General features: G+C 71.5%; 26 protein-coding genes and 1 tRNA gene. 17 read left to right on the top strand and 10 right to left on the bottom strand.

The annotated features are described in order from the left end of the window. The first annotated feature begins 49 nt into the window (after positions 1-49). The 5 genes from moaC to IE118_RS27275 all read left to right on the top strand — a co-directional run bounded on the left by moaC (position 50) and on the right by IE118_RS27275 (position 3,351). On the top strand, positions 50-607 hold the full coding sequence (gene moaC, locus IE118_RS27295) for a cyclic pyranopterin monophosphate synthase MoaC (protein WP_189560720.1): 558 nt from the start codon (positions 50-52) through the stop codon (positions 605-607). After that, positions 604-1,146: a MogA/MoaB family molybdenum cofactor biosynthesis protein gene (locus tag IE118_RS27290; protein ID WP_189560719.1), complete on the top strand. Its 543-nt coding sequence runs from the start codon at positions 604-606 to the stop codon at positions 1,144-1,146. Before moaC ends, IE118_RS27290 begins: the two co-directional genes overlap by 4 nt. A 59-nt stretch (positions 1,147-1,205) precedes the next feature. Continuing rightward, a complete protein-coding gene (locus IE118_RS27285; protein WP_229846948.1) occupies positions 1,206-1,826 on the top strand; it encodes a GNAT family N-acetyltransferase in 621 nt (206 codons plus the stop codon). A gap of 194 nt (positions 1,827-2,020) precedes the next feature. Further along, entirely contained in the window at positions 2,021-3,217 is a 1,197-nt protein-coding gene (sepX, locus tag IE118_RS27280; RefSeq protein ID WP_189560717.1) for a divisome protein SepX/GlpR, read from the top strand. 60 nt (positions 3,218-3,277) lie between these two features. Then, positions 3,278-3,351: transfer RNA gene (locus IE118_RS27275), tRNA-Ala, on the top strand. A gap of 86 nt (positions 3,352-3,437) precedes the next feature. On the opposite strand, the gene IE118_RS27270 is transcribed toward IE118_RS27275, so the two are convergent. The 7 genes from IE118_RS27270 to IE118_RS27240 all read right to left on the bottom strand — a co-directional run bounded on the left by IE118_RS27270 (position 3,438) and on the right by IE118_RS27240 (position 9,243). After that, positions 3,438-3,797 carry a hypothetical protein gene (locus IE118_RS27270; RefSeq protein ID WP_189560716.1) on the bottom strand — a complete coding sequence of 120 codons (360 nt, stop codon included), beginning with the start codon at positions 3,795-3,797 and terminating at the stop codon, positions 3,438-3,440. After that, the gene (locus IE118_RS27265) at positions 3,794-4,273 is read right to left on the bottom strand and encodes a hypothetical protein (RefSeq protein ID WP_189560715.1); all 480 of its coding nucleotides are present in this window, start codon (positions 4,271-4,273) and stop codon (positions 3,794-3,796) included. Before IE118_RS27265 ends, IE118_RS27270 begins: the two co-directional genes overlap by 4 nt. Positions 4,274-4,429: 156 nt before the next feature. Beyond that, positions 4,430-4,852, bottom strand: a complete 423-nt coding sequence (locus tag IE118_RS27260) for a hypothetical protein (protein WP_189560714.1) — start codon at positions 4,850-4,852, stop codon at positions 4,430-4,432. Positions 4,853-4,928: 76 nt separating this feature from the next. After that, positions 4,929-6,740, bottom strand: a complete 1,812-nt coding sequence (locus tag IE118_RS27255; protein ID WP_189560713.1) for an alpha/beta hydrolase — start codon at positions 6,738-6,740, stop codon at positions 4,929-4,931. Between the two features lie 8 nt (positions 6,741-6,748). Further along, positions 6,749-7,192: a hypothetical protein gene (locus tag IE118_RS27250; protein WP_189560712.1), complete on the bottom strand. Its 444-nt coding sequence runs from the start codon at positions 7,190-7,192 to the stop codon at positions 6,749-6,751. Between the two features lie 491 nt (positions 7,193-7,683). After that, a complete protein-coding gene (locus tag IE118_RS27245; RefSeq protein WP_189560711.1) occupies positions 7,684-8,583 on the bottom strand; it encodes an aminoglycoside phosphotransferase family protein in 900 nt (299 codons plus the stop codon). A 183-nt stretch (positions 8,584-8,766) separates the two neighbouring features. Beyond that, complete coding sequence (locus IE118_RS27240; protein ID WP_189560710.1) at positions 8,767-9,243, bottom strand: GNAT family N-acetyltransferase; 477 nt, start codon at positions 9,241-9,243, stop codon at positions 8,767-8,769. A gap of 17 nt (positions 9,244-9,260) precedes the next feature. On the opposite strand from IE118_RS27240, the gene IE118_RS27235 reads away from it, so the two are divergent. Together IE118_RS27235 and IE118_RS27230 are read left to right on the top strand one after the other, a co-directional pair. Then, on the top strand, positions 9,261-10,106 hold the full coding sequence (locus tag IE118_RS27235; RefSeq protein ID WP_189560709.1) for an exodeoxyribonuclease III: 846 nt from the start codon (positions 9,261-9,263) through the stop codon (positions 10,104-10,106). A gap of 168 nt (positions 10,107-10,274) precedes the next feature. After that, positions 10,275-10,757, top strand: a complete 483-nt coding sequence (locus tag IE118_RS27230) for a GNAT family N-acetyltransferase (RefSeq protein WP_189560708.1) — start codon at positions 10,275-10,277, stop codon at positions 10,755-10,757. A gap of 33 nt (positions 10,758-10,790) precedes the next feature. Here IE118_RS27230 and IE118_RS27225 read toward each other — a convergent pair whose 3' ends face one another. Continuing rightward, positions 10,791-11,411, bottom strand: a complete 621-nt coding sequence (locus IE118_RS27225; protein ID WP_189560758.1) for a MerR family transcriptional regulator — start codon at positions 11,409-11,411, stop codon at positions 10,791-10,793. A 177-nt stretch (positions 11,412-11,588) separates the two neighbouring features. On the opposite strand from IE118_RS27225, the gene IE118_RS27220 reads away from it, so the two are divergent. The 4 genes from IE118_RS27220 to IE118_RS27205 all read left to right on the top strand — a co-directional run bounded on the left by IE118_RS27220 (position 11,589) and on the right by IE118_RS27205 (position 15,177). Then, complete coding sequence (locus IE118_RS27220; RefSeq protein WP_189560707.1) at positions 11,589-13,106, top strand: flavin-containing monooxygenase; 1,518 nt, start codon at positions 11,589-11,591, stop codon at positions 13,104-13,106. Continuing rightward, a complete protein-coding gene (locus tag IE118_RS27215) occupies positions 13,103-14,041 on the top strand; it encodes an alpha/beta fold hydrolase (protein ID WP_189560706.1) in 939 nt (312 codons plus the stop codon). The genes IE118_RS27220 and IE118_RS27215 overlap by 4 nt, the downstream gene beginning before the upstream one ends. Continuing rightward, a complete protein-coding gene (locus tag IE118_RS27210) occupies positions 14,038-14,922 on the top strand; it encodes an SDR family oxidoreductase (RefSeq protein WP_189560705.1) in 885 nt (294 codons plus the stop codon). The genes IE118_RS27215 and IE118_RS27210 overlap by 4 nt, the downstream gene beginning before the upstream one ends. 75 nt (positions 14,923-14,997) lie before the next feature. Beyond that, the gene (locus tag IE118_RS27205) at positions 14,998-15,177 is read left to right on the top strand and encodes a hypothetical protein (RefSeq protein WP_189560704.1); all 180 of its coding nucleotides are present in this window, start codon (positions 14,998-15,000) and stop codon (positions 15,175-15,177) included. A 133-nt stretch (positions 15,178-15,310) separates the two neighbouring features. Here the strand turns inward: IE118_RS27205 and IE118_RS27200 are convergent, their stop codons facing one another. Then, positions 15,311-18,592 (bottom strand): S41 family peptidase, encoded by a 3,282-nt coding sequence (locus IE118_RS27200; protein ID WP_189560703.1) that lies wholly within the window; start codon positions 18,590-18,592, stop codon positions 15,311-15,313. 175 nt (positions 18,593-18,767) lie between these two features. Here IE118_RS27200 and IE118_RS27195 point away from each other — a divergent pair, with 175 nt between their 5' ends. The 5 genes from IE118_RS27195 (at position 18,768) to IE118_RS27175 (ending at position 23,545) form a co-directional block, all read left to right on the top strand. Then, positions 18,768-19,367 (top strand): TetR/AcrR family transcriptional regulator, encoded by a 600-nt coding sequence (locus IE118_RS27195; RefSeq protein WP_189560702.1) that lies wholly within the window; start codon positions 18,768-18,770, stop codon positions 19,365-19,367. Positions 19,368-19,480: 113 nt separating this feature from the next. Beyond that, entirely contained in the window at positions 19,481-21,691 is a 2,211-nt protein-coding gene (locus IE118_RS27190) for an MMPL family transporter (protein WP_189560701.1), read from the top strand. Positions 21,692-21,820: 129 nt separating this feature from the next. Next, entirely contained in the window at positions 21,821-22,333 is a 513-nt protein-coding gene (locus IE118_RS27185) for a YbaK/EbsC family protein (RefSeq protein ID WP_189560700.1), read from the top strand. Continuing rightward, entirely contained in the window at positions 22,330-23,175 is an 846-nt protein-coding gene (locus IE118_RS27180; protein ID WP_189560699.1) for an EamA family transporter, read from the top strand. The genes IE118_RS27185 and IE118_RS27180 overlap by 4 nt, the downstream gene beginning before the upstream one ends. A gap of 94 nt (positions 23,176-23,269) precedes the next feature. Next, a complete protein-coding gene (locus IE118_RS27175) occupies positions 23,270-23,545 on the top strand; it encodes a DUF1876 domain-containing protein (protein ID WP_189560698.1) in 276 nt (91 codons plus the stop codon). A 163-nt stretch (positions 23,546-23,708) separates the two neighbouring features. Here the strand turns inward: IE118_RS27175 and IE118_RS27170 are convergent, their stop codons facing one another. After that, positions 23,709-24,611 carry a LysR family transcriptional regulator gene (locus IE118_RS27170; RefSeq protein ID WP_189560697.1) on the bottom strand — a complete coding sequence of 301 codons (903 nt, stop codon included), beginning with the start codon at positions 24,609-24,611 and terminating at the stop codon, positions 23,709-23,711. A gap of 230 nt (positions 24,612-24,841) precedes the next feature. Between IE118_RS27170 and IE118_RS27165 the strand changes: the two genes are divergently transcribed. Beyond that, entirely contained in the window at positions 24,842-25,594 is a 753-nt protein-coding gene (locus tag IE118_RS27165) for a sulfite exporter TauE/SafE family protein (protein WP_189560696.1), read from the top strand. Positions 25,595-25,599 lie beyond the last annotated feature (5 nt).

The raw sequence follows: 25,599 nt of genomic DNA, 5'->3' as shown, positions 1-25,599 counted from the left end.
GCCCGAGCGCCGCACCGCGCCGGGCCAGGACCGGGAGCGCCACACGATCATGACCGTGCCATCCCGGGGGGCGACCCCCGGACCCTCCGAACCCGCCGAAGCCTCCGAACCCGCCGAAGCCTCCGAACCCGCCGAGCCGTCCCGGCTGACCCACATCGATGCGGCGGGCGCCGCCCGCATGGTCGACGTCTCCGCCAAGGACGTCACCGCGCGCACCGCGCGGGCCACCGGCCGCGTGCTCGTCGCCCCGCGCGTGATCGAGCTGCTGCGCGGCGAGGGCGTCCCCAAGGGCGACGCGCTGGCCACCGCCCGCATCGCGGGCATCATGGGCGCCAAACGCACCCCCGACCTCATCCCGCTGTGCCACCCCTTGTCGGTGTCCGGTGTGAAACTGGACCTGTCGGTCGCGGACGACGCCGTGGAGATCGCGGCGACCGTGAAGACGACGGACCGCACGGGCGTGGAGATGGAGGCGCTCACCGCGGTCTCGGTCGCCGCCCTCACCGTGATCGACATGGTCAAGGCGGTCGACAAGGAGGCGGTCATCACGGACGTACGGGTGGAGGAGAAGACGGGCGGCAAGTCGGGCGACTGGAGCCGGGCATGACACTCGACGCGACGGCGGGCGGCGCGCGGCCCGCTCCCTACAGCGCACTGGTGGTCACGGCCTCAAACCGGGCCGCCGCCGGGGTCTACGAGGACAAGGGCGGACCCCTGATCGTGGAGGGCCTGCGCCGCTTCGGCTTCACCGTCGACGGTCCCCGGGTCGTACCGGACGGCGAGCCCGTGGAGGCCGCCCTGCGCGCGGGCGCCGACGCGGGCTACGACGTCGTCGTCACCACCGGCGGCACCGGCATCTCGCCCACCGACCGCACCCCCGAGGCGACCCGCCGGGTGATCGACCACGAGGTCCCCGGCATCGCGGAGGCGATCCGCGCCCACGGCCGGGACAAGGTGCCCACGGCCGCCCTCTCCCGCGGCCTCGCGGGAGTCGCGGGCGGGACCCTGATCGTCAACCTGCCGGGTTCCAGCGGCGGGGTGAAGGACGGGCTCGCCGTCCTGGAGCCGCTGCTGAAGCACGCCGTGGACCAGCTGCGCGGCGGGGACCACCCCCGGCCCGACGCCAGTGGCGGGGGTGCGAGCTGAACAGCCCACACTGGCCGGTCGAGCTGGTGGACGGCGACATCGTCCTCCGGCCGATAAGGATGCGCGACCAGAAGGCCTGGCGCGAGGTCAACCGGCGCAACCGCGACTGGCTGCGGCCCTGGGAGGCGACCATCCCGCCCCCCACCCCCACCGGTCCCGTCACCCACCGCCCCACCTACCGTCAGATGGTCCGCCACCTGCGCTCGGAGGCGAACGCCGGCCGCATGCTGCCGTTCGTCATCGAGTACCGGGGGCGCCTCGTCGGGCAGCTGACGGTCGCCGGGATCACCTGGGGCTCCATGTGCTCGGGCCACGTCGGCTACTGGGTGGACGAGTCGGTGGCCGGACGCGGAGTGGTGCCGACGGCCGTCGCGATGGTCGTGGACCACTGTTTCCGCGCGGTCGGGCTGCACCGCATCGAGGTCTGCATTCGCCCGGAGAACGGACCGAGCCGCAGGGTCGTGGAGAAACTCGGATTCCGTGAGGAAGGACTGCGCCCGCGCTATCTCCACATCGACGGAGCCTGGCGCGACCATCTGGTCTTCGCGCTCACGGCGGAGGAAGTACCCGACGGTCTGCTCGCCCGTTGGCGCCGGGCGCGCGCACAGGAGCGCTCCGGCCACGAGCTGCCCGGACACGACCGGCGCGACCATGGAATCCCGCACGGACCAGGTAATTGAATAAACGTTCGAATTTAATCGCCGGATGACCATCCGAGGGTGCGGAATTTCCGGTTCGGGCGGCCGTCCGATCGGGGTCCGGTCCGGCTCTGATCGAGCCGGTCACAAGAAAAGTTCGAAATATCAGCCAGATCGTGCGACACACCGGCCCAATTGGCGGATGGCCCCGTCCAAACCCCTCTACCGTGTGAGGCGTGAGCAGCAGCGGCCTCATCTACGCAGTCATTGTCGGGGCCTGGGCCGCCTACTTGGTGCCGATGTGGCTCCGTAGGCAGGACGAGCTGAACGAGGCCCGTCCGACGGAACGCTTCAGCACCGCCATCCGATTGCTGTCCGGACGGGCGGGCATGGAGCGCCGGTACGCCAAGGACCTGCGGGCGCGCACCTCCGACGAGGAGGAGCAGGGCGTCCACGACCCGGATGCGATCACCGACTCGGTGGACGTCCGGGCCTTCGCCGTGTCCCAGACCCGTCCGCAGACCCAGGCACCCGTCGCGTCACTCCCCGAGGAGCGGCCGGAGGCGGCGCCCGCCGACCGTCCGGCCCGCCCCCCGCGCGAGCACGCGGAACGGCCCGCGGCCGACCCCGCGCGCATCCCGGCCGCCCGCCGGGCGGCGGACGTCCGGCGCGAGCGGGCGGCGCAGGCCGCGGCGGCCCGCGCCCGGCGCACGAAGGCACTCGCCCGCCGCCGGCGCACCACCACGCTCCTCTTCGTCGCCTTCACCCTCGGCGCGGTCGTCGCGGCCGTCGGCGGGCTGGCCTTCCTGTGGGCACCCGGCGTACCGGCCGTCCTGCTGAGCTCCTACATCGCCTACCTCCGTACCCAGGAGCGCCGCCGCTTCGCCTACCAGATGGACCGCCGCCAGGCCGAGGTCGCGGCGCAGCGGCTGCGCGAGCGGGAGCGCCAGCCGCGCCGCCGCCCGTCCGCCGCCGACACCGACCCCGACGAACCGGAGGGGCCGGAGGCGGGAACCGACACCGACCCCGGCCTCACCGCGCTGGCCGCGGACCGGCGCGCGCTCGTCGAGCAGACCGACCACGCCGAGTGGGTCGACCAGCAGCGCGAACGCCAGCGGCGCCCCGGCCAGGGCGGCGACAGCTGGGACCCCGTCCCGGTACCGCTCCCCACCTACGTCACGGCCCCGGTCGCCCCGCGCGCCGCCGGCGACGTGGACCTCGGCGCACCGGACACCTGGAGCGCGGCCCGCTCCAGCGCGGTACCGGCCGACGAGACGGCCCCGGCCGAGGAGCCGGACGAGGCCGCCCCCGACGGCGACGACCGCAGCGACGCCCGCCGCGCCGCGTCCGCCCGCCGCTCCCGCGAGCGCGGCCGCACCCCGCTCTTCGACCAGTACGAGGACGGCGACCGCCCGAAGGCCGCCAACGAGTAGCGCCCGGCCAATGGATTTCCGAGCACCCCGATCGGGATGCTAAAGTTTCACTCGTTGCAAGGGCCTGTGGCGCAGTCCGGTAGCGCACCTCGTTCGCATCGAGGGGGCCAGGGGTTCAAATCCCCTCAGGTCCACTGCACAGTTGGAAGCCCCCACCGAGAAATCGGCGGGGGCTTCCTTGCGTTGGTTCGTGATGCACGCCGGGGCCCTCGCCCCGCCCTCAGGAGTGGTCCGTGGCCCGCGGATGCCCGGTGCCGGCAAAGGTGATCCAGCAGGTCGCCCGAGCGGTGTCCAAGAGGTACCAGACGCGGCCGCTCCCGGTGACCTCGATCTGCCACTGCTCGCAGGTCTGCCCACGGTGAGAACCATGGGCCAGGCTCCCCTTGAGCCGGTGGTGCCGTGGCGTCTCCGTCGTCGGCCGGGGCGCGGTGCGCATGGTCAGCCAGGCGCGGTAGGTGTTCTCACGGGCTTGCCGGGTGAGGCTTTCCCAGCCCTTCGCGGCTGCGGCGTCCGCGAAGCGGACCTCCCAGTGTCCTTCCGGCGCCGGAGGCGCGGCGCGGTCACCGCGACCCGAGGTCACACCGCGTCCCGAGGGTCGGGTGCCGGGCCGTAGTCCTCATCGCGGTCTCTGGTCAGCGCGGCCAGCAGTTCGGGATCGGAATGCACCTCCGCGGTGTGTTGCCAGGAAATGAGGAGTTGGGCGACGGACGCGCTGTTACCCAGTGAGTCCGCAGCGCGCATGGTGTCGACGAGTTCGACGGCGAAGGCGTGGAAGTCGGGCTCCGGCAGGAAGCGCACCCACGGGAAGGCGTCCGGCAGTATGTCGAGGAGAAGCTCCGTGCTCCCCGGCTCCCGGCGCGCCATCGCGGCGAGCATGCGCGTGGCCGCCGACACCACGGTCTGATCCTGCTCGGCGCGCGCTGCAGTCGTGAGGACCAGGTCCTCTCCGTCCCTGCGGTGCAACAGCAGACGCGGGGACTCCTGCAGCCGGGCCAGCGTCTGCTTGTTCTTGTTCACCAGCTCGGAGAAGTTCACGGCGGCGTTGTCAGCGCTCATAACTTCGAAAGTACTTCGAAACTGGGCAGGGCAACATCGCCCATAAGGGTGACGTCGCGTCTCGGGCTGCAAACCGGCAGTCGTCTGGAGGGCACGACTCGACCGAGGCGGCGCCCTGCGAAGCACGTCGAGGTCACCCGGTCAGCCAGAGGCATTTCATTGCTTGGAGCGGTAGCACGCCGATACGACTGTTACCTCAATCAGTGAGGGGTTATTGCTGTACTTGGTCTGATCGAGCAGTCGCAAGTCCACTGAGTACTCCGCCCCCTTGGACTCGGCGATGATTTGGGGCGCTTTGGCTTGACTGTCGTCCACGCCATCCTTGGTAATGGTCCAGCCTTCCTTTCGAAGTCCTTCACTGAGCCGGGTCATGGCTTTTCGCAGCTCTGGGACCGGAACGTTGTATACGCTCCACGGGTGGCGAGCGCGATACACGTCCTCATCCTCGGCGTAATCACTGCACCTGACCGTTGCGGCACGCGTGTTTGTCGTCTTTCCAGTAAGGGCCATGATCTCGAAAATGCGACTGGACGCCTCTTCGACCTCCGCCCGGACTTCTTCGCTTTTGCGTGTTTTCATGTCATCCTGACCTTCCGACGAGCAAGCGGCCAGGATGGAGACGGCCGCAGCAATGTATGCGAATCTCGAAATATACCTATTCACGTTCGACCCATTGATAGTTTCCGGTGAGTACGGCAGCTTGGTTGCGGAGGCTCGTCGAGTTCTCGTCCCAGAACCCACCGTGCCCGTCTGAGTCACTCCTCATGACATTTCCGCCGAATCTTTCATCGGTGGGAATGGTGAGACTGTCGCCAAGTCCCATCAGGCGACCGCCTTGGCGTACAACCTGGTCGTCCCAGGGGGCGCCCATAGCCCAAACGTGGTCAGCGCCAGCACCGAGATCAGCTGCATGGTCAGCCTGAACACCTGGACTGCCAGCGAAGATGTAGTCGTCAACGGCCGAAGGGTCTCTCCAGTTTCCGGACTGCGCCGAAACCCCAACGACTGTGCTTCCATAGCTGTGCCCGATGACTGTGGTGTGGGCAGCGCTGTCGGAGGTATTCATGTGCGCTTCCCTGTTCCCTTGCATGAAGTCGTAGAGCCGCGGGCCTCCTTCTTCTGCGTATTCGCCGTTAGTCGCCTGTGGAACGATGCTGTCCGGAGCGTTGTAATCAAGCCAGGTGATTGTGGAAATCGCACTGGTAGGCATTAGTTTGTGGCTTTCGTCCCACAGTCTCTCCGCGCGACCGAGGTCCCCGTGGTCCTCACCTTCCCCAATCTTGTCGAGACCGGAATATGTGCCGGGAACGTAAACGGCCACATGGTTCGCCTCGTCTGGATTTCCATTGGCGAGGATGACCTTCCCGTCGCCCAGCCCGCCGGTATCAAATCCGAGGAGGTATGCCTCTGGTAGGTCACCTGTCCCCGTCCGGTCGAAACGGTTCTGGATGTACTCCATGCCGGAGAGGGTCTGGTTCAACTGTGTGTAGCGTTCTCCGTATTCTCGGTGCCAGTTCATCCATTCATCAGTGTGCACTTTGGAGGGGTATGGGCCTGTGGTGATCCAAGTCCACTCATTGGCGGGTGGCTTTGGCATCGCATCCAACTCGAGTTCAAGTCGAGCACGTGTCTCGTTGAAAACGACACGATTGGCTTCGTCTCGAACTGTGGCCGGTAGCCCGTTCAGCCCACCTACTGCCTTGGGGTCGGCCGCGAGCCATGCGGCTTGTTCCTCAGGGCTAAGGGACTTCCACCACTGCGCGTTGTCCGCGGGGCCACCGTCCTTGGGCGGTCGTGGGAGTGAGTTGAGGTACTCCTCGCCGGCTGTGCTCACGCCCTTCGTGTCCGAGGACGTGTCCGCCCAGTCCTCGGCGGAGACGGTGAGGTCGTCGTCCGCCTTCAGGGCGCGGAGTTTCGGTGCCCACTTCTCGTCGGCTTCGGTGGCGTCCTTGAGGGCGCTGGCGATGAGGTCGGCGCAGTCCTGGGCGAGGCGGTGTTTCGGGTTGGGGTCGAAGTTGGCGGCCTGGCGGCCGACAGCGGATGCCGTGCCGTCCGTCAGGCCGTTGACCGTGCCGCCCGGTGGGGTCTTGCCGTCCTCGGCCTTCTCCCCGCCGGCCGGATAGGTGACCGAGCCGTCGGGGTTCACGGTGAGGCCTGCGGTCCTGGCGTGCGCCAACGCGGTGTCGAGTTTCCTCTTGGCCGCTTCCAGCTCGTACGAGAACGCTTCGAGAGCGGTGCCGATGAGACCGCACTGGGTCTGGATGTAGTGGAAGTTCATCCCTACGAGGGCGACTTGGCCGACCGCCTCCTCCGCGGCCTTGCCTTTCAGCTGGGTTCGCATGGCCACGGCGATCCGGTGCTCGATGTCGTCCTTGGCCGCGCTCGCCATCTTCGCGGTACTGCGATAGCCGTCGGCGGCCTCGGAGTATTCGGCCGGCTTGAGTGCTTTGAGCGTCGCGAGATCCATGGCGGGCGTCATCGTTCCTTCGTCCGGCCGCCGACGGCCGGCGTGTCCGCGTACATCGTGTCCAGCGTGGTGATCTCAGCCCTGATCGACTGCTCCGTCTCGGACTGGTAGTTGCCCGCCTTCACCAGGAGGTCGGACAGCTTCCCGCAGCGCCCGCTGACCTTGGTGATGTAGGTCTGCCACGAGGCGTGGATGTCCTTCTGGGCCGCGGCGGTCAGGCAGCCGGTGTCGCTGCCGAGACCTGTCTGGCCTGCCTTCAGCTTCGCCGTCGCCTTGCTGATGTCCTCACGCAGCGCGCCGATGTCCTCTCCGGCCTTGGTCCAGGCCGGCCGGTTCGAGAGGAGGTCGGGTGCGCCGCCGCCCTGGTCGGCGGGGAGTTGGTTCAACTGTGTCTGTGCGGTGTGCTGTTGAGCTGCCGCGGCCTTCGACTGCTCCCATTCCTCCCACGCCATGCGTGGAGCCTCCCCGTGCCGTGCAGTGCGTCGCCGAGCCGGTGTGAGCGTGCGAGCGCAGTGTCGTCGTGATCGTCATGGACGGTAGCGGAAGATCGTCTTCTGTCTCCTCCGTATCGGCCACCAGGACGCTTGAGTACCTGTACTCACATCTCGGCCGGGTGGTGTGCGGTACCCGGGTCGCGTGGTGCGTCGGCGGAGTGATCTTGGAGTGCGGGCGCTCGTGATCGGGAGGACCGCGTGTTCCTACCGTGGCTCGCTGGGATACGGATGTGCCTAAGACCTGGACTGCTGAACCGGCGGGAGTGTGACTCCGTGCTCGCACGGCCGCTCGGTGCGGGAGAGACGCGGGAGGTTCCGCTCCGGGTCAGGCCGAGCAGGCGGGGGATCCCGGCCACGGTGATCGTGGGATGGCCGGACGGCACGTACCGGGACGAGGCGTACTTCCGGCCCGGTCTGGACTGACCGGGGCGTGAGCCGCGGATCACCTGCTAGCCGACGAGGGCCTGGGTGATCTGCCGGGTCGTCTGCGCGGCGACCCGGGGGTTGACGGCGGCGTAGGTGGTGTAGGCGTTCAGGCCGGTGGCCAGGGCCCAACCGCGGCCCCGCGTCCAGGTGGCGTCGTCCACGCCGAGCGCCTCGCGGAAGACGGCTCGGCTGTCCGCCGACATCAGGGTGAAGGCGATCATCAGATCGCAGGCCGGGTCGCCGGTGCCGAGCCCGCCGAAGTCGATGACGGCACTGAGGCGGCCGTTGGAGGTCAGCAGGTTGCCGGTGTGGAAGTCGCCGTGGAACCACACCGGGGGGCGGTCCCATCCGGGCGCGCTCAGCGCCGCGTCCCACAGTTCCGTCATCGCTGTCGTGTCGAACACGCCGTCGACCTGGGCGATGGCCGCCCGCGTCGCGCGGTCCCGGTCGGACAACGGGCGGCCGGCGAGGGCATCCCCGGTGTCCCCGGCGGGGATGTCCTCGACCGTGCACCGCTGCAGGGCGGCCAGGAATCGAGCCAGTTCCAGCGCCGCCCCGGAGGAGTCGCCCAGTGCGTCGACGGTCGCCACCTCGCCCTCCAGCCAGCGGGACACCGCCCACGGCCACGGATAACCGAAGCCGGGGTGGCCCACTCCCAGTGGTTCCGGGATGGCCAGGGGAAGGTGCGGGGCGAGTTCGGGCAGCCACCGGAATTCCTTCCTGGCCTGCCCGATGGCTCCGGGATGGCGCGGAAGCCGGACGGACAGCTCCTCGCCCAACCGGTGGATCACATGATCGGAGCCGGCGGGGTCGAGCAGCTTCAGGGGCAGCCCCGCCCACTGCGGGAACTGAGTGTCGATCAGGCGCCTGACCAGCGCCTCATCGATCCGGGGGCGTGTGTCCGCCGTACTCACAGCTGCCAAGGACAACTCCCGCGGCCGGCCCGCTCCGAGCGGCGGGCAGTCGCGGCCATCACAGTGGTTCACGGCTGCGTCTGTCGACCGATTTTGCGACGCACGGCAACCGCGCCGAGCGTGCTCCCTGGACACGGCAGGTCCCGGGCGGCGCCGTACTTCCGGTTGGGTCGGGAGGGACGGAGGCCGTGGTTACAGCGGCTTGGCGTAGCAGCGGCTGTCCTCGTGGAAGCGGTAGTAGCCGAACTTCTCGCAGGGGGCGTAGCCGCTGGAGGTGTACAGGGCGATGGCCTCCGGCTGCTGTGTGCCGGTTTCCAGGACCATGCGGAGGCGGCCGGCCGCGCGGGCGTCGTCCTCCAGGGCGGCCAGGACGCGGCGGGCGAGGCCGCGGCCGCGCATCTGCTCGATCACGTACATGCGCTTCAGCTCGGCGTCGCCGTCGAGGTTGCCCTCGCCGTTGGCGTTCTGGACGCGCCAGCCGCCGGAGGCCACGGGGACGCCGGCCTCGTCGTAGGCGATCAGGTAGATGCCGTTCGGGGGTGTGAAGTCCGCCGGGTGCATGGGGGTGGAGTCCCCGCCGTCGCCGTAGCGGACGTGGTACTCGGCCTGGACTTCGGCGTCCAGCTTCACGGCGTCGGGGTGGTCGTAGGGGACCCGGCGGATATCCATGCCGAATACCGTAAAACATGCTCCGACGTGCGGTGTCGTATCGTGCCCTGGTGCTTACTGTGACCTCCGTCAATGTCAATGGACTGCGGGCCGCCGCCAAGAAGGGATTCGTGGAGTGGCTGGCCGGGACCTCCGCCGATGTGCTGTGCCTCCAGGAGGTGCGGGCGGAGGCGCAGCAACTGCCGGAGTCCGTGCGGGAGCCCGAGGGGTGGCATGTCGTGCACGCGCCCGCCGCCGCGAAGGGGCGTGCCGGGGTGTCGCTGTACACCCGGCGTGAGCCGGACCGGGTGCGGGTCGGGTTCGGGTCGGCGGAGTTCGACGGCAGCGGGCGGTACGTGGAGGCCGATCTGCCGGGTGTGACCGTCGCCTCGCTGTACCTGCCCTCCGGGGAGGTCGGGACCGAGCGGCAGGACGAGAAGGTCCGGTTCATGGGCGAGTTCCTCGCCCATCTGAAGGGACTGCGGGAGCGGGCCGCCGCCGAGGGGCGCGAGGTCGTCGTCTGCGGGGACTGGAACATCGCCCATGAGAAGGCCGACCTGAGGAACTGGCGGGGGAACACCAAGAACTCCGGGTTCCTGCCGGAGGAGCGGGAGTGGCTCTCGCGCGTCCTCGACCCGGCCGACGGCGGCTACGTCGACGTCGTGCGGGCGCTGCACCCGGAGGCGGAGGGGCCGTACTCGTGGTGGTCCTACCGGGGGCGGGCCTTCGACAACGACACCGGCTGGAGGATCGACTACCAGATGGCGACGCCGGGGCTGGCGGCCCGTGCCGTCAAGGCGTACGTCGAGCGGGCCGCCACGCACGCCGAGCGGTGGTCGGACCACGCGCCGGTGACCGTGGTCTACGAGCGGGCGGCCGGCTGAGCCGACGGCCGGGCCGCCCGGGTACTAAAATGCGACCCATGGAGTGTCACGCGGCCTGCCGCACCCGCCACTGAGGGCCCCGCTCACGCCGATCGCGGCCGCGAGCGGGCCGACCGGTACCCCCGGACCGTCCGGGTATCGAGCCCTCAGCCCGAAAGGCGCACTCCCGTGCACATCCGCGCGTTCACCCCGCACGATCTGATTCCCCTCACCGAACTGACCATCGACACGTTCCGGCCGTTCTACGAGGAGTCCTTCCGTCCCCTGGTGGGTGAGGCCGTTTTCGCCAACCAGCACGGCGACTGGCGGGACGACTACCGCCGGCAGGTCGCCGGACTCCACGCACCCGAGCGGCACACGTACGTCGCCGTCGCCGAGCACGAGGGCGACCTCGCGGGGTACGTGGCGTGGAGCGTCGACCCGGACCGGAGGAACGGCAGCGTCACCCTCCTCGCCGTCCCGGCCGGGCACCGCCGGCGCCACGTGGGCACCGCCCTGTGCGAGCACGCCTTCGCGCGGATGCGGGCCCTGGGGGCCGAGGTGGTCGAGATCGGCACCGGAGGGGACGACTTCCACGCACCCGCCAGGGCCCTGTACGAGAAGCTCGGCTGCACGCGGCTCCCGGTGGCCGTCTACTACCGGCGGCTGTGAGCCGGGCCCCCGCCGGGGGCCACAGCCAGGGGTTCAGTCCCGCTTGCGCAGCCGCCGGTCCAGGGCCAGGGACAGCTCCGCGTCGACCACGCTGCGGGCCAGCGGGCGCAGGCGGTGCACGGCCTCCTCCGGGGCGTGGCGGAGGATCAGGCCGGCGAAGAGGTCGGCCAGGGTGTCGGCGTGGGTGCGGACCTCGGCGCCGGTGCGGAGCACCTCGGCGAGCGGGATGCCCTCGCGGACCAGCGCCGAGGAGACGTCCAGCAGGCGGCGGCTGATGTGGACGATCTCCTCGCCGTCGACGCCCAGGTAGCCGAGGTCCAGTGCGGCGGCCAGGTTCTCCGGGGTGACCTGGCCGGAGAAGTGGTCGGCGAGTTCCTCGGGGGTGAGGCGGACCGGCGTCTCCTCGGTGGGCACGTCCATGCCGAGGAGCTCGCCGACGTCGCGGCCGTGGTCGAAGGCCTCCGCCAGTTCGGCTATGCCGTTCAGGGTGTGGCCGCGTTCCAGCAGTGCGGTGATCGTGCGCAGGCGGGCCAGGTGGTGGTCGTCGTACCAGGCGATGCGGCCCTCGCGGCGGGGCGGCGGGATCAGCTTGCGCTCGCGGTAGAAGCGCAGCGTGCGCACCGTGATGCCGGCCAGCCCGGCCAGCTCCTGCATGCGGTACTCGCGCCGCTCACCCGGTTCCGCGCTGTCGTCTGCCACACCTGAAGCCTAGGGCGTACCGTCGGTAAGTTTCCTCGCACGCCCCCTACCCATCAGTACGGAGCTGCTCTACTCTCCCCATTGCGCCAGTGTTCACTGGCAGGGTTCTGAGCGATGCGTGGAGGCTTCGGGATGGCCGAGCACGAGCATGTACGGGTGGCGGTGGTCGGGTCGGGGTTCGGCGGGCTCGGGGCCGCCGTGCGGCTGCGCCGTGAGGGGATCACCGACTTCGTCGTCCTGGAACGGGCGGGCAGTGTGGGTGGCACCTGGCGCGACAACAGCTATCCCGGCTGCGCCTGCGACGTGCCCTCGCACCTGTACTCCTTCTCCTTCGCGCCCAACCCCGACTGGCCCCGTTCCTTCTCCGGGCAGGAGCACATCCGCGCCTACCTGGAGCACGTCACCGACGTGTTCGGCCTGCGCCCGCACATCCGCCTCGACTCGGAGGTGAAGCGGATGACGTGGGACACCGAGCGGCTGCGCTGGGAGATCGAGACCAGCAGCGGCGATCTCAGCGCCGACGTCGTGGTCTCCGCCACCGGCCCGCTCTCCGAGCCCAGGCTGCCGGACGTCCCCGGCCTCGACACCTTCCCCGGCAAGGTGTTCCACTCCGCCCGGTGGGACCACGACTACGACCTGCGCGGCAAGCGGGTCGCCATGGTCGGCACGGGCGCGTCCGCGATCCAGATCGTGCCGGCCGTCCAGCCGCTCGTGTCCCGGCTGACGCTGTTCCAGCGCACGCCCGCCTGGGTCCTGCCCCGCGTCGACCGGCCCATCAGCGCCGCCGAGCGGGCCCTGCACCGCACGCTGCCCTTCACCGCCAGGATGCGCCGCGGACTGCTCTGGGGCGTGCGGGAGCTGCAGGTCCAGGCCTTCACCAAGCACCCCGGTGAGCTCGGCTTCGTCGAGCAGCTCGCCAAGCGCAACATGGGCCGCGCCATCAAGGACCCGGCCCTGCGGGGCAAACTCACCCCGGACTACCGCATCGGCTGCAAGCGGATCCTGCTGTCCAGCACCTACTACCCGGCGCTCGCCCGGCCCAACGTGGACGTGGTCGCCGGCGGGCTGAGCGAGGTGCGCGGATCGACCGTCGTCGGCGCCGACGGGACCGAGGCCGAGGTCGACGCGATCGTGTTCGGCACCGGCTTCCACGTCACCGACATGCCCATCGCGGAGCGGGTCGTCGGGGCGGAGGGCAAGACCCTCGCCGAGACCTGGGCGGGCGGCATGCAGGCGCTGCGCGGCGCGGCCGCCGCCGGGTTCCCCAACTGGATGACGATCATCGGGCCCAACACCGGCCTGGGGAACTCCTCCATGATCCTGATGATCGAGTCCCAGCTGAACTACCTGGCCGACTACATGCGCCAGCTGGACGTCCTCGGTGGCCGCGTCGCCCTCGACGCCCGCCCCAGCGCCGTGCGCGCCTGGAACCACCGGGTGCAGGAGCGGATGAAGCGCACGGTGTGGAACACCGGCGGCTGCACCAGCTGGTACCTCGACGAGAGCGGGCGCAACACCACCATCTGGCCGGGGACGACCAGCGAGTTCCGGCGGGAGACACGACGCGTGGACCTCTCCGAGTACGCCGTGCTGCGCGCGGTCCCCGCCGGACATGACACCACCCGGGAGAACACCGGGGTGACCGCATGAGCCGGCTCGCCCACGTCACCTCCGGACCGTACGCCCCGCCCGCCCCGGTGCGTGAACTGACCGCCGTCTCCGCCGACGGCACCCGGCTGCACGTCGAGGTGCACGGGCCCGAGCGGGCGCCCGCGGTGGTGCTCGCCCACGGCTGGACCTGCTCGACCGCCTTCTGGGCCGCCCAGATCCGCGAACTGTCCGCCGACCACCGGGTCATCGCCTACGACCAGCGCGGCCACGGACGGACGCCCGCGAGCCCGGCCTGCACCACCGACGCCCTCGCCGACGACCTCGAGGCCGTGCTCACCACCACCCTCGTGCCCGGGGAGCGGGCGGTGATCGCCGGGCACTCCATGGGCGGCATGACCGTCATGGCCGCCGCCGGCCGGCCCGCCTTCGCCGCCCACACCGCAGCCGTGCTGCTCTGCAGCACCGGCAGTTCGCGGCTGGTCGACGAGTCGACGGTGCTGCCGCTCCCGCCGGGACGGGTACGGACCTGGCTGACGCGGCACGTCCTCGGCTCCCGCGCCCCGCTCGGACCGGTCACACCGCTCGCCCGCCGCATCCTCAAGTACGCCACCATGGGGCCCGGTTCGGCACCGGACATGGTCGACGCCTGCGCGCACATCGTGCACGCCTGCCCCCGCGCGGTGCGCCACGCCTGGTCGCACGTGCTCGGCACGCTCGACCTCGACCACGGGGCGCGCGAGCTGCGCGTGCCCACCGAGGTCGTCGTCGGGGCCGCCGACCGGCTCACCCCGCCCGTGCACGCCCGTACGCTCGCCGCCGCGCTGCCGCAGTGCCTCGGCGTCACCGAACTGCCGGGCGTCGGCCACATGACACCCGTCGAGGCGCCCGGCCAGGTCACCGCGCGGATCCGGTCCCTCGTCGCCGCCCACGTATCAGCCCGCCAGCACGTCACACCCGCCGAGGAGAACGCATGAGCAGGGTCGGTCTCGAAGGGAAGGTCGCCGTCGTCACCGGGGCGGCGCGCGGCGTCGGGGAGCTGCTCGCCCGCAAGCTCTCCGCCCGGGGTGTGCGGGTGGCGCTGATCGGGCTGGAGCCGGACGCGCTGAAGGACGTCTCCACGCGGCTGCACAGCGACAGCGACCACTGGCACGCGGACGTCACCGACCACGAGGCGATGGCCCGGGTCGCCGCGGAGGTGAAGGAGCGGTTCGGCCGGGTCGACATCGTCGTCGCCAACGCCGGTGTGGCGACGGGCGGGCCGTTCACGGAGTCCGACCCGGAGTCCTGGCGGCGGGTGATCGAGGTGAACCTGATCGGATCGGCGGTCACCGCACGGGCGTTCCTGCCGCTGCTCGCCGAGAGCCGCGGCTACCTGCTCCAGATCGCCTCGCTCGCCGCGATCACCCCGGCGCCGATGATGACGGCGTACTGCGCCTCCAAGTCCGGTGTGGAGGCGTACGCGCACAGCCTGCGGGCCGAAGTCGGGTACCAGGGGGTGAAGGTGGGCGTCGGCTACCTGTCGTGGACCGATACCGACATGGTGCGCGGCGCCGACCAGGACGACGTCATGCGGGAGTTGCGGCAGCGGCTGCCGTGGCCGTCCAACAAGACCTACCCCCTCGGCCCCGCGGTGGACCGGCTGGTGGCCGGCATCGAGCGGCGGTCGGCCCACGTCTACGGACAGTGGTGGCTGCGCGGCATGCAGGGGGTGCGCGGCTACCTCCACGCGGTCATCGGGACGGTGGGGCAACGGGAGATGCGGCGGTTCGCGGGCCGGCTCGACAGCGTCCGCACGGGACTGGTCGGAGCGGGCGGCAACGCCGACGAACAGCACCGCGCTACGGTACGTGACTGATCGACATGCGCAGGGTCACCACCCGTGTGAATCTGGTCGGGCAAGTCCCCCCACGCACAACGGGAGTGAACCCACATGGGTATGAAGGACCAGTTCCAGGAGAAGTCCGAGCAGTTCCAGCAGCAGGCCAAGCAGCGTGCCCAGCAGGGCAAGGAGCAGCTGCAGAACCGCGGCCGCCGGCGCGACGAGGGCATGGACGACCAGCGTCGTCGGCGTGAGTCCGAGGAGCGCCTCGACCAGGACCACGAGGTCTGACCGAGCGCACGGAAGCGCCGAAGCACCGGGCTCCCGGATGTGAGCACCGGGCCGAGGCACTGAAGCGCAGGCGGAAGGGGTGCCCCTGGCGAAGGGGGCACTCCTTTCCCGTGCCGCCGCCGCGCCCCGCCCCTCACGTCCGTGGCGGCAGCTTCGGCCGGGAGCGGTCGGGAACGTCCGTGTAGCCGGGCGGCGTCGCTGGGGGTGCGGCTTCGAGCTGTTCCAGGGCGAGCCGTACGGCGTCGTCGAGGACCGCGTACCGGCCCTCGGCCCAGTCCAGCGGGGTGCGCAGGGCCTCCAGGTCCGGCTCGACGCCCTTGTTCTCCACGGACCAGCCGTAGGCGTCGAACCAGGCGGCGTTCATCGGCACCGTGATCACGGTGCCGTCCCCGAGCCGGTGCCGGCCGGTCATGCCGACCACGCCGCCCCAGGTGCGCTGGCCCACCACCGGGCCCAGCCCCAGCAGTTTGAACGCGGCGGTGATCATGTCGCCGTCGGAGCTGGTCGCCTCGTCCGCCAGCGCCACGACCGGCCCGCGCGGGGCGTTGGAGGCGTACGAGACGGGCTGGGCGTCGCGGGTGAGGTCCCAGCCGATGATGGTCCGGGTCAGCTTCTCCACGACGAGTTCGCTGATGTGCCCGCCGGCGTTGCCGCGCACGTCCACGATCAGCGCGGGCCGGGACATCTCCATGCGCACGTCGCGGTTGAACTGGGCCCAGCCGGAGCCGCCCATGTCCGGGATGTGCAGGTAGCCGCAGCGGCCGCCGCTCAACTCGCGGACCACGGCGCGGCGTTTGGCCACCCAGTCCTGGTAGCGCAGCGGCGTCTCGTCGGTCAGCGGCACGACGGCGACCCGCCGGGCGGCACCCTCGCCGCCGGCGGGCAGGAACGTCAGCTCCACGGTCGTGCCGCCGGCGCCGGCGAGCAGCGGGTAGGGGCCCGTGACGGGGTCGACCGGGCGGCCGTCGACGTGGGTGAGGACCGCGCCCTCACGGATTCCGGCGCCGGCCAGCGGGGAGCGGGCGCGGGAGTCGGAGGAGTCGCCGGGCAGGATCCGCTTGACGGTCCAGCCCTCCTCGCGGGGCACGAGGTTGGCGCCGAGCAGGCCCTGGCGGCGCTGGTAGTGCGGCGGGCCCTCGTTGCGGCGGGCGGCGCTGACGTAGGCGTGGGAGGTGCCGAGTTCGCCGAGGACCTCGCGCAGCAGGTCGGCGAACTCGTCCGGGGTGGCGACCCGTTCGACCAGGGGACGGTACTGGTCCAGCACCGCGTCCCAGTCGATGCCGCACATGCCCGGTTCCCAGAAGTAGGCGCGGATCAGCCGCCCGGCCTCCGCGTACGCCTGGCGCCACTCGGCCGCCGGGTCCGCCTCGTGCAGGATGCGGCGGGCGTCGATCCACACCGTGGAGTCGCTGTCGCCGGGCTCGGTCGCGGGCACCGCGCGCAGTTCGCCCTCGTCGACGACGACCAGCCGGGTGCCGTCGCCGCTGACCGCGAAGAAGTCCAGATCGGCGACGAGTTCGGACCGCTTGGCCTTGCCGATGGAGAAGTGTTCCAGGGCGGGCCGGCCGCTGGTGTCGTCGGGGTTGACGAAGGTCTCGCCGAGCGCGCCGGAGATGGGCCAGCGCAGCCACACCAGTCCGCAGCCGGCGACCGGGTACAGGCCCGAGTACTTGGAGGCGGCCACCGGGAACGGCGTGACCCTGCTCTCCAGGCCCTCCGCCTCCACGGTCACCGTGCCGCCCTCGCCGCCCTCCTCGGCGTCCTCCCGCTCCACCGGGTCCAGGCCCCCGGCGGCGGGGCGGCCCTCGGGGTTGAGGGCGAACGGGGAGGGGGTCGCCGACGACAGCGGCACCAGGTAGGGGCGGCAGCCCAGCGGGAAGGACAGGTCGCCGGTGTGCACGTCGTACACCGGGTCGAAGCCGCGCCAGGACAGGAAGGCGAGGTAGCGGCCGTCCCGGGTGAAGACCGGGTTCTCGTCCTCGAAGCGGCCGTTGGTGACGTCGAGGACCAGCCGGTCCTTGATCCGGGCGAGTTTGATCTGCCGCAGCGACCGGCCGATCACGGGGTGGGACCAGGCGAGCCAGGTGCCGTCGGGGGAGAAGGCGAGGTCGCGCACCGGCCCGTTGCCGGAGTGGATCAGCTCGACGACCTCCCCCTCCCGCTCGTCCGAGGTGGTGTCCGCGGCCTCCGGCTCGCCGGTGCCGACCAGCAGCAGCCGTCCGTCGTGGGCGGCGACGGCCAGCCGCTGCCCGTCCGGGTCGGCCACCAGTTCCAGCACCCGGCCCAGTTTCCCGGCGGCCAGCCGCCGGGGCGGGCGCTGGCCGGTGGCCCGGGGCAGGGAGGCGATCTCGACGGCGTCCTCCCCCTCGGCGTCCGTCACGTACGCCACCCGGCCGCCGGCGCCGAGCATCTCCGGCAGCCGGACCCGTACGCCCGGGGTGTCGGTGAGGGTGCGGGCCGGGCCGTCGCGGTGGGTGAGCCAGTACAGGCTGCCGCGGACGACGACGGCGCTCGCCCGGCCGGTCTCGTCGACGGAGAGGCCGTCCAGGTGCCGGGCGGCCGGCACCTGGTAGGGGCGCCGCCCCGCCCGCGGGCTGTGCAGCCGCACGTCCAGCCGGCGCGGCACGGAGCCCGCGGACAGGTCGTCGACGATCCACAGGTCGCCGGCGCACTGGTAGACGACCCGGGTGCCGTCGCTGGCGGCGTGCCGGGCGTAGAAGGCGTCGTGGTCGGTGTGGCGGCGCAGGTCGGAGCCGTCGTAGGCGCACGAGTAGAGGTTGCCGACGCCCTCGTGGTCGGAGAGGAAGGCGATCCGGCCCCCGGCGAAGACGGGGGAGTGCAGATGGCCGTCGAGGCCGTCGAGCAGCCGGTGCCCGTGCAGCCACAGCCTGCCCGTGGCGCCGCCCCGGTAGCGCTTCCAGGAGGCCGGTTCGTGCGGCGGGGTGCCGGTGAGCAGCAGGGACATGCGCTCCCCGGCGACGTCGGCGACCTGGATGTCGGAGACCGGGCCCCAGGGCAGTTTGCGGCCGGGGCTGCCGTCGCAGGCGAGCTTGTAGGCCCAGGTGAAGTAGGAGAAGGGCTCGCCGTGGGAGGCGACGGCGAGGATCTCGGCGTGGCCGTCGTCGTCGGGGGGCGTCCAGCCGCAGACCCGGGTGTCGGAGCTGCCCCAGTAGGTGAGGCGCCGGCCCGGTCCGCCGTCCACCGGGACGAGGTGCACCTCCGGGTCGAGGCTGTGCCAGCTCGTGCAGGCGATGTGCCGGCCGTCGGGGGAGAAGCGGGGGTGACCGAGCTTGGTGCGGTCGACGGTGAGCCGCCAGGCGCGGCCGGGTCCGTCGAGCGGTGCCAGCCAGAGGTCGTCCTCGGCCACGAAGCACAGCAGGTCGTCCTTGAGGTGCGGCAGACGCAGATAGGTCACTCTCCCCATGCTTTTCCGGGGAGCGGACCGCAGCAACTTATGCCGGACCGACAACCGTGACGCAGAACACGAACGAAACCGTTTCGTTTCGCTAGGGGCCGGGGGTACCGTTGTCCTGTACGAAACCGTGTCGTTCTCTTCGACACGGGGATGCCGGAGTGGGAGGGTGAGCGGAATGAGCGAGACAACGACGACACGTCGTAGCCGGATCACCCCCGAGCGCGAGGCCGAGCTGTACGGCGCCGTGCTCGACCTGCTCCGCGAGGTCGGGTACGACGCCGTGACCATGGACGCCGTGGCCGCCCGCACCCGGTCCAGCAAGGCCACCCTCTACCGCCAGTGGGGCGGCAAGGCCGAGCTGGTGGTCAGAGCACTGCACAGCCAGAAGCCCGGCAGCATCGCCGACATCGACACCGGCTCCCTGCGGGGTGACCTGCACGGCATCATCGGGCGCGAGGACGACTGCGCCATGGCGCAGAACGCGGCGCTGATGCGGGCCCTGGCCATGGCGGTGCACCAGAACGACGATCTCCGCCGGGCGTTCAAGGAACTCCTGGTCGAACCGGAGATGGAAGAGTTCCGGCGGATGATCCGGCGGGCGGTCGACCGGGGCGAGATCCGCCCCGACAACCCGGCACTGGACTACATGGTGCACATGCTCGTCGGCGCGTTCGCCACGCGGACGCTGATCGACGACCTGCCGCCCACGCGGGAGTTCCTCACCTCGTACATCGACGCCGTGGTCCTCCCCGCCCTCGGCGTGCCCTCTCACTGACCGTCCCCCAGGTCAGCCGACCAAGCCAGTCACCACCTGACGTCACCGCTCACGTCGTCGGGCTGATCACCCCTGCCCCGAAGCAACCACGACCTGACCGGGAGTACGCCCTCGTGGCCACTTTCCTCTATCGACTCGGCCGGTTCGCCTTCAGGCGACGGCACTTCGTAGCCCTGTTCTGGGTGGCGCTGCTGGCGCTCGCGGGCGCCGGCGCGGCCGGCGCCCCCGCGGCCGGCAACTCCTCCTTCTCCATCCCCGGCACCGAGGCCCAGAAGGCCTTCGACCTGCTGGAGGAGCGCTTCCCCGGCTCCAGCGCCGACGGGGCGACCGCACGCGTCGTCTTCAAGGCGCCGGACGGCCAGAAGATGACCGACGCCGGCAACAAGGCGACCGTCCAGGACACCGTCGACGCGCTCGCCGGCGGCTCCGAGGTCGCCCGCGTCACCGACCCCTACCAGGGCGGCGGCGTCAGCCAGGACGGCGGCATCGCCTACGCCTCGGTGACCTACGAGGTCTCCGGCATGGAGCTGGAGGAGACCTCCCGCGAGGCCCTGGAGACCGCCGCGCAGGACGCCCGCGACGCGGGGCTGACCGTCGAGATCGGCGGTGACGCCCTCCAGGCCGTACCGGAGACCGGCACCGCCGAGATCATCGGCATCGGCATCGCCGCGATCGTCCTCGTGATCACCCTCGGCTCCCTGCTCGCCGCGGGGCTGCCGCTGCTCACCGCGATCGTCGGCGTCGGCATCGGCGTCGCGAGCATCACCGCCCTGGCCAGCACCCTCGACCTCGGCTCCACCACCTCCATCCTGGCCTCGATGATCGGCCTCGCGGTCGGCATCGACTACGCCCTGTTCGTCGTCTCCCGCTACCGGGCCGAACTGGCCGAGGGCCGCGAACGGGAGGAAGCCGCCGGCCGCGCCGTCGGCACCGCCGGCTCCGCGGTGGTCTTCGCCGGCCTGACCGTCGTGATCGCCCTGGTCGGCCTGTCCGTCGTCAACATCCCGATGCTGACGAAGATGGGCATCGCCGCCGCCGCCACGGTCGCCATCGCGGTCCTGATCGCCCTCACCCTGATCCCCGCCCTGCTCGGCTACGCCGGCCGCCGGGTCCGCCCCGCGGGCGAGAAGAGCAAACTGCTCGGCGGTGGCCGCGGCGGCGAGCAGAAGGCGCAGCGCCCCAACATGGGCACCCGCTGGGCGAGCTTCGTCGTGCGCCGTCCGCTGGCCGTGCTGCTGCTCGGCGTGGTCGGCCTGGGCGCCGCGGCCATCCCGGCCGCCTCGCTCGAACTGGGCCTGCCCGACGACGGCTCGCAGCCGACCTCCACGACCCAGCGGCGCGGTTACGACCTGCTCTCCGAGGGCTTCGGTCCCGGCTTCAACGGCCCGCTCGTGGTCGTCGTCGACGCCAAGGACAGCGACGACCCGCAGGCGGTGTTCGAGCAGGCCGGCGAGGAGATCAAGGGCCTCGACAACATCGTCGACGTCGCCCCCGCGCAGCCCAACAAGGCCGGCGACACGGCGACGATCACCGTGATCCCGGACGCCAAGCCCTCCTCCGTCACCACCGAGGACCTGGTCCACGACATCCGCGACGCCGGCGCCGGCATCAAGGCCGACACCGACGCCGAGGTCCTCGTCACCGGCGCGACCGCGATGAACATCGACGTCTCGCAGAAGCTCAACGACGCGCTGGTGCCGTACCTGGTCCTCGTCGTCGGCCTGGCCTTCCTGCTGCTGATCGTGGTGTTCCGCTCGATCCTGGTCCCGCTGAAGGCGGCCCTCGGCTTCCTGCTCTCCGTGCTGGCGGCCCTCGGCGCGGTCGTCGCGGTCTACCAGTGGGGCTGGCTGTCCGGCCTGATGGGCGTCGAGGAGACCGGCCCGATCATGTCGATGATGCCGATCTTCATGGTCGGCGTGGTCTTCGGACTGGCCATGGACTACGAGGTGTTCCTCGTGACCCGGATCCGCGAGGCCTACGTCCACGGCGAGAAGCCGCGGCAGGCCGTGGTGACCGGCTTCCGCTACAGCGCCCGGGTGGTCACCGCCGCCGCGGTGATCATGATGGCGGTGTTCGCCGGCTTCATCGGCTCCAGCGACTCGATGGTCAGGATGATCGGTTTCGGCCTCGCCGTCGCCGTCCTCTTCGACGCGTTCGTCGTCCGCATGGCGATCGTCCCGGCCGTGCTGGCCCTGCTCGGCACGAAGGCCTGGTGGCTGCCGAAGTGGCTGGACCGCGCCCTGCCCAACGTGGACGTCGAGGGCGAGTCCCTGAGCGCCCACGGCGACCCGAAGGACGAGGACAAGGAGCTCGTGCGGGTCTGACGGCCCGGACGCGCGCAGAAAGCCAGCCGGTGAGGGCTCCGTGGGGACGGGGTGCCCTCACCGGCTTCCCCGGTGCCGGGCGCGGAATCGGGTCGCACGGCCGCCGCACCGGCCACTAGCGTGCCCTGCATGACGACAGCCGCCACCGACGCCGACGACTCCGCGGCCCACCCCAGGTTCGCCGAGGCCCTGAGGGAACGAGGGCTCGCGGACCTGATCCCCCGGGTCCGCCGCTTCCCGGAAGCCACCCGCACCGCCGCCGAGGCGGCCGCCGCGCTCGACTGCGGACTCAGCCAGATCTGCAAGTCGCTGATCTTCGCCGCCGACGGCGTCCCGGTCCTGGTCCTCATGGACGGGGCCTCGCGCGTGGACCTCGACCGCGTGCGCGAGGAACTCGGCGCGCGGAAGGTCACCCGCGCCAGGGCCGACGTCGTGCGCGAGACCACCGGATACGCCATCGGCGGCGTGCCCCCCTTCGGTCACCGCACCGGCACCCGCGTCCTCGCCGACCGCTCCCTCCTCGGCCACGACCTCGTCTGGGCGGCCGCCGGCACCCCGTACACCGTCTTCCCCATGGCACCGGCGGACCTGATCAGCCAAGCCGGCGGCACTCTCGTGGACGTGCGCGAGCGCGCTTCGTGACGCCGGCGGTCACCGCGGCCGTCCTGCTCGCCGCGGTCACCCACGCCGGCTGGAACGCCATCGCGCACCGCATCACCGACAAGCTCGTCGGATTCACCCTGATCTCCGGCGGCGGGCTGCTGCTCGGGCTCGCGACGGTGCCGTTCGTGCCGGTGCCGGCGGCCGGGGCCTGGCCGTACCTGCTCGGCTCGGCCGCGGTCCACATGGCGTACTACGCGCTGCTGATGACGTCCTTCCGGCTGGGCGACTTCGGGCAGGCCTACCCCATCGCCCGGGGCAGCGCGCCCCTGGTCGTCACCGTGCTGGCCGCCGTGTTCGCCCACGAGGTGCCGGACGGCTGGGCCACCGCCGGGATCGCCCTGTCCTGCGCGGGCCTGAGCGGCGTCGCCCTGTGGGGACTGCGCGGACACCGTCCTGAGTGGGCGGCGATCGGGGCGGCCCTGGCGACCGGCCTGACCATAGCCGTCTACACCGTCATCGACGGGCTCGGCGTACGCGCCTCCGGCTCGTCCCTCGGCTACGTCGCCTGGCTGATGGTCGTACAGGGCGCGGTCATCCCGGCCTGCGCCCTCTGGCGCTGGCGAGGCGGGACGGCCGCCCGCCTCCGCCCGCACGCCGGACTCGGCCTCCTCGGCGCCGCCCTGTCCGTCTTCACCTACGGGCTCGTCCTGTGGGCCCAGACCCGCGCCGCCCTCGCCCCCGTCGCGGCCCTGCGCGAATCGTCGATCATCGTCGGCGCCGTCATCGGCACCGTGTTCTTCAAGGAGCGGTTCGGCGCGCCGCGGATCGCGGCGGCCGGGCTGCTCGTCGCCGGGATCGGGCTGATGCTGCGCGCGGGGTGAGGCGTGTCCCCGCACGGGTGCGCGTACGAGTGCGGGTGCGGCCGTTCGGGGGAGGGAGCACCCTGGAGTGAGAGGACTTCCGGAGGTGATCGTCATGACGCACACCGCAGTGGGATGGCATGTGGAGCTGGAGTTCCAGGAGGACGACCAGCGCACGCGCGCGGCCGCGCTGATCCGGCTGCCCGACGGGACCGAGGTACGCGCGCACGGGCACGCCAATCGGCACCACACCGACGCCAATCAGCCGCGCGTCGGCGAGGAGATCGCCGGGGCGCGCGCCTTGAACGAACTCGCCATGCAGATGCTGACCAAGGCGCACGACGAGATCGACGACGCGTCGGGGCGGACCTCGCACCCGATTCACGTCTAGGAGCGGGGGAGCGACAGGACGGTTCCCCGGTCGCGACCGACGGGCGGTCCATGGCACGGTGACGGCCGTCCGCCCCTCCGCCCGTCCGCCCGTCGGCGGACCGACGTGTGCCGGACCGTGTGCGCCCGGTGACGTTCACCTGATGACGTTCACCTGATGACGTTCACCCGGTGCGGAAGACCTCCCCGCAGCTCTCCTCCACCGTGTCGGCGAAGGTGCGCGCGAGCGGGGGCAGCGCATCCCAGCGGCGCACGGCCCAGCCGGTCCAGAGGGTGGGGAGCCCGGGCAGCGGGATCAGCCGCAGACGTGGATGGGCGGGACCGTGCCAGCCGGGCAGGTCGGGGACGACGGCGTGGCCGAGCCCCAGTTCGGCCAGCATGATCGCGGTGTCCCAGTCGGCGACGCTGGTGTCCGAGGTCGGTTCGATGCCGGAGGCCGCGAACCAGGCGTCCAGCCGGGAGCGCGACGTGGCGTTCTCGGGCAGCCCGATCAGGCGGATGCCGGCCAGGTCGGCCAGGTCGACGCGGTCCTTGGCGGCCAGGGGGTCGTCCGCGGAGGTGGCGAGGACCCAGGGCAGCTCGACGACGGGCCGTTGCTCGATCCCGCGGACCGGCTCGCCCAGGGTGATCCAGGCGAGGTCGAGCCCCCCGGCGAGGAGGGCGTCGAAGCAGTCGCGGCTGGAGTGGGCGGTCCGGAACTCCAGGCTCACCTCGGGGTGCCGGCGGCGGAAGGCGACGACGGCCCCGGACATGAAGTGGCGGACCGTGGTGGCGCCGGTGGTGATGCGCACGGAACCCGCCTCGCCGTGCACCAGGTCCCGCAGCCTGCGCAGCGCGTGGTCGATGTCGCCCAGACCGTCCGCCGCCGCGCCGTGCAGGAGCTGCCCGGCCGGAGTGGGGATCACGCCGCGCGGATGGCGCTCCAGCAGGGCGATGCCGGTCTCGCGCTCCAGGCGCCTGATGTGCTGGCTCACGGCGGACTGCGTGCAGGACAGGTCACGGGCGACGGCGCTGAGGCTGCCGGTGCGGCAGACGGCGACGAAGACGCGGAGGTCGTCGAGGGTCATGGGCCGCCAAGCTACAGCTTGGGGTGAACCAAGGAAATCCTAGGATTGACTTGGGTAGTGAGGTGGCGTCACGATCTTCCCGGGCCCAGGGCGGCAACCCGCTGCGGTCCGGCACCGCTCCGGAGCGGTGCCGGACCGCAGCGGGTGCCGACCCCCACTCACCCGACCCTTCGCTCACCCCGCCGGGACCCGTGGCGCTCCGGTGGTGGGCCACGCCCGGAAGGCGACCCGTGCACGCTCTCGAAACAGTGGCCGTCGCGGCCGCGGCCGTCGCAGCGGGAGGCATCAACGCCGTCGTCGGTTCCGGCACCCTGATCACCTTCCCCACGCTGCTCGCCTTCGGGTACCCGCCCGTCCTGGCGAACGTCTCCAACACCATCGGGCTCGTCCCGGGCGTCCTCAGCGCGGCCTACGGCTACCGCCGCGAATTCGCCGGACAGCGGACGAGGATGATCAGGCTCGGTGCCGTGGCCGTCTGCGGCGGACTCGTCGGCGCGCTCCTGCTGCTCCTGCTGCCGGCCGACACGTTCCGTGCCGCGGTGCCGGTGCTCATCCTGCTCGCCTGTGTCCTCGTGCTGCTCCAGCCCCGGCTGGCCACATGGCTCCGGCGGCGCGGCGGCGGCCGGGAGGGAGAGGGCCTGCTGCCGGTGTCCGCCGGGGTGCTCGGGACGAGCGTGTACGGCGGCTACTTCGGCGCGGCCCAGGGCGTGCTGCTCATGGGCCTGCTCGGCACGCTGCTGCCCGACGGCCTCCAGCGGCTGAACGCCCTCAAGAACTACCTCGCCGCCCTGGTCAACGGTGTCGCCGCGGTCATCTTCATCGCGGTGACGGAGGTCGACTGGGCGGTGGTGACCGTGATCGCCGCCGGATCCGTCGTCGGCGGCTTCACCGGGGCCCGGCTGGGACGCCGGCTGCCGCCGGGTGTCCTGCGCGGCCTCATCGTCGCCATCGGCGTGATCGCCGCCGTCGCCGTGACCGTGTGAGGACC

Origin of the sequence: Streptomyces pilosus, from assembly GCF_014649835.1 — a bacterium.
Taxonomy (GTDB): domain Bacteria; phylum Actinomycetota; class Actinomycetes; order Streptomycetales; family Streptomycetaceae; genus Streptomyces; species Streptomyces pilosus.
The sequence above is the reverse complement of the archived record's forward strand: the minus strand, read 5'-3'. Positions and strand labels throughout refer to the sequence as shown.

Bases quoted from the DNA above. Each gene is read 5' to 3' on its own strand.
- moaC (WP_189560720.1), top strand. From the start codon at position 50: ATGACCGTGCCATCCCGGGGGGCGACCCCCGGACCCTCCGAACCCGCC.
- IE118_RS27290 (WP_189560719.1), top strand. From the start codon at position 604: ATGACACTCGACGCGACGGCGGGCGGCGCGCGGCCCGCTCCCTACAGC.
- IE118_RS27285 (WP_229846948.1), top strand. From the start codon at position 1,206: ATGCGCGACCAGAAGGCCTGGCGCGAGGTCAACCGGCGCAACCGCGAC.
- IE118_RS27265 (WP_189560715.1), bottom strand. From the start codon at position 4,273: ATGAGCGCTGACAACGCCGCCGTGAACTTCTCCGAGCTGGTGAACAAG.
- IE118_RS27260 (WP_189560714.1), bottom strand. From the start codon at position 4,852: ATGAAAACACGCAAAAGCGAAGAAGTCCGGGCGGAGGTCGAAGAGGCG.
- IE118_RS27255 (WP_189560713.1), bottom strand. From the start codon at position 6,740: ATGGATCTCGCGACGCTCAAAGCACTCAAGCCGGCCGAATACTCCGAG.
- IE118_RS27250 (WP_189560712.1), bottom strand. From the start codon at position 7,192: ATGGCGTGGGAGGAATGGGAGCAGTCGAAGGCCGCGGCAGCTCAACAG.
- IE118_RS27240 (WP_189560710.1), bottom strand. From the start codon at position 9,243: ATGGATATCCGCCGGGTCCCCTACGACCACCCCGACGCCGTGAAGCTG.
- IE118_RS27235 (WP_189560709.1), top strand. From the start codon at position 9,261: ATGCTCCGACGTGCGGTGTCGTATCGTGCCCTGGTGCTTACTGTGACC.
- IE118_RS27225 (WP_189560758.1), bottom strand. From the start codon at position 11,411: ATGCAGGAGCTGGCCGGGCTGGCCGGCATCACGGTGCGCACGCTGCGC.
- IE118_RS27220 (WP_189560707.1), top strand. From the start codon at position 11,589: ATGGCCGAGCACGAGCATGTACGGGTGGCGGTGGTCGGGTCGGGGTTC.
- IE118_RS27215 (WP_189560706.1), top strand. From the start codon at position 13,103: ATGAGCCGGCTCGCCCACGTCACCTCCGGACCGTACGCCCCGCCCGCC.
- IE118_RS27210 (WP_189560705.1), top strand. From the start codon at position 14,038: ATGAGCAGGGTCGGTCTCGAAGGGAAGGTCGCCGTCGTCACCGGGGCG.
- IE118_RS27205 (WP_189560704.1), top strand. From the start codon at position 14,998: ATGGGTATGAAGGACCAGTTCCAGGAGAAGTCCGAGCAGTTCCAGCAG.
- IE118_RS27195 (WP_189560702.1), top strand. From the start codon at position 18,768: ATGAGCGAGACAACGACGACACGTCGTAGCCGGATCACCCCCGAGCGC.
- IE118_RS27185 (WP_189560700.1), top strand. From the start codon at position 21,821: ATGACGACAGCCGCCACCGACGCCGACGACTCCGCGGCCCACCCCAGG.
- IE118_RS27175 (WP_189560698.1), top strand. From the start codon at position 23,270: ATGACGCACACCGCAGTGGGATGGCATGTGGAGCTGGAGTTCCAGGAG.
- IE118_RS27170 (WP_189560697.1), bottom strand. From the start codon at position 24,611: ATGACCCTCGACGACCTCCGCGTCTTCGTCGCCGTCTGCCGCACCGGC.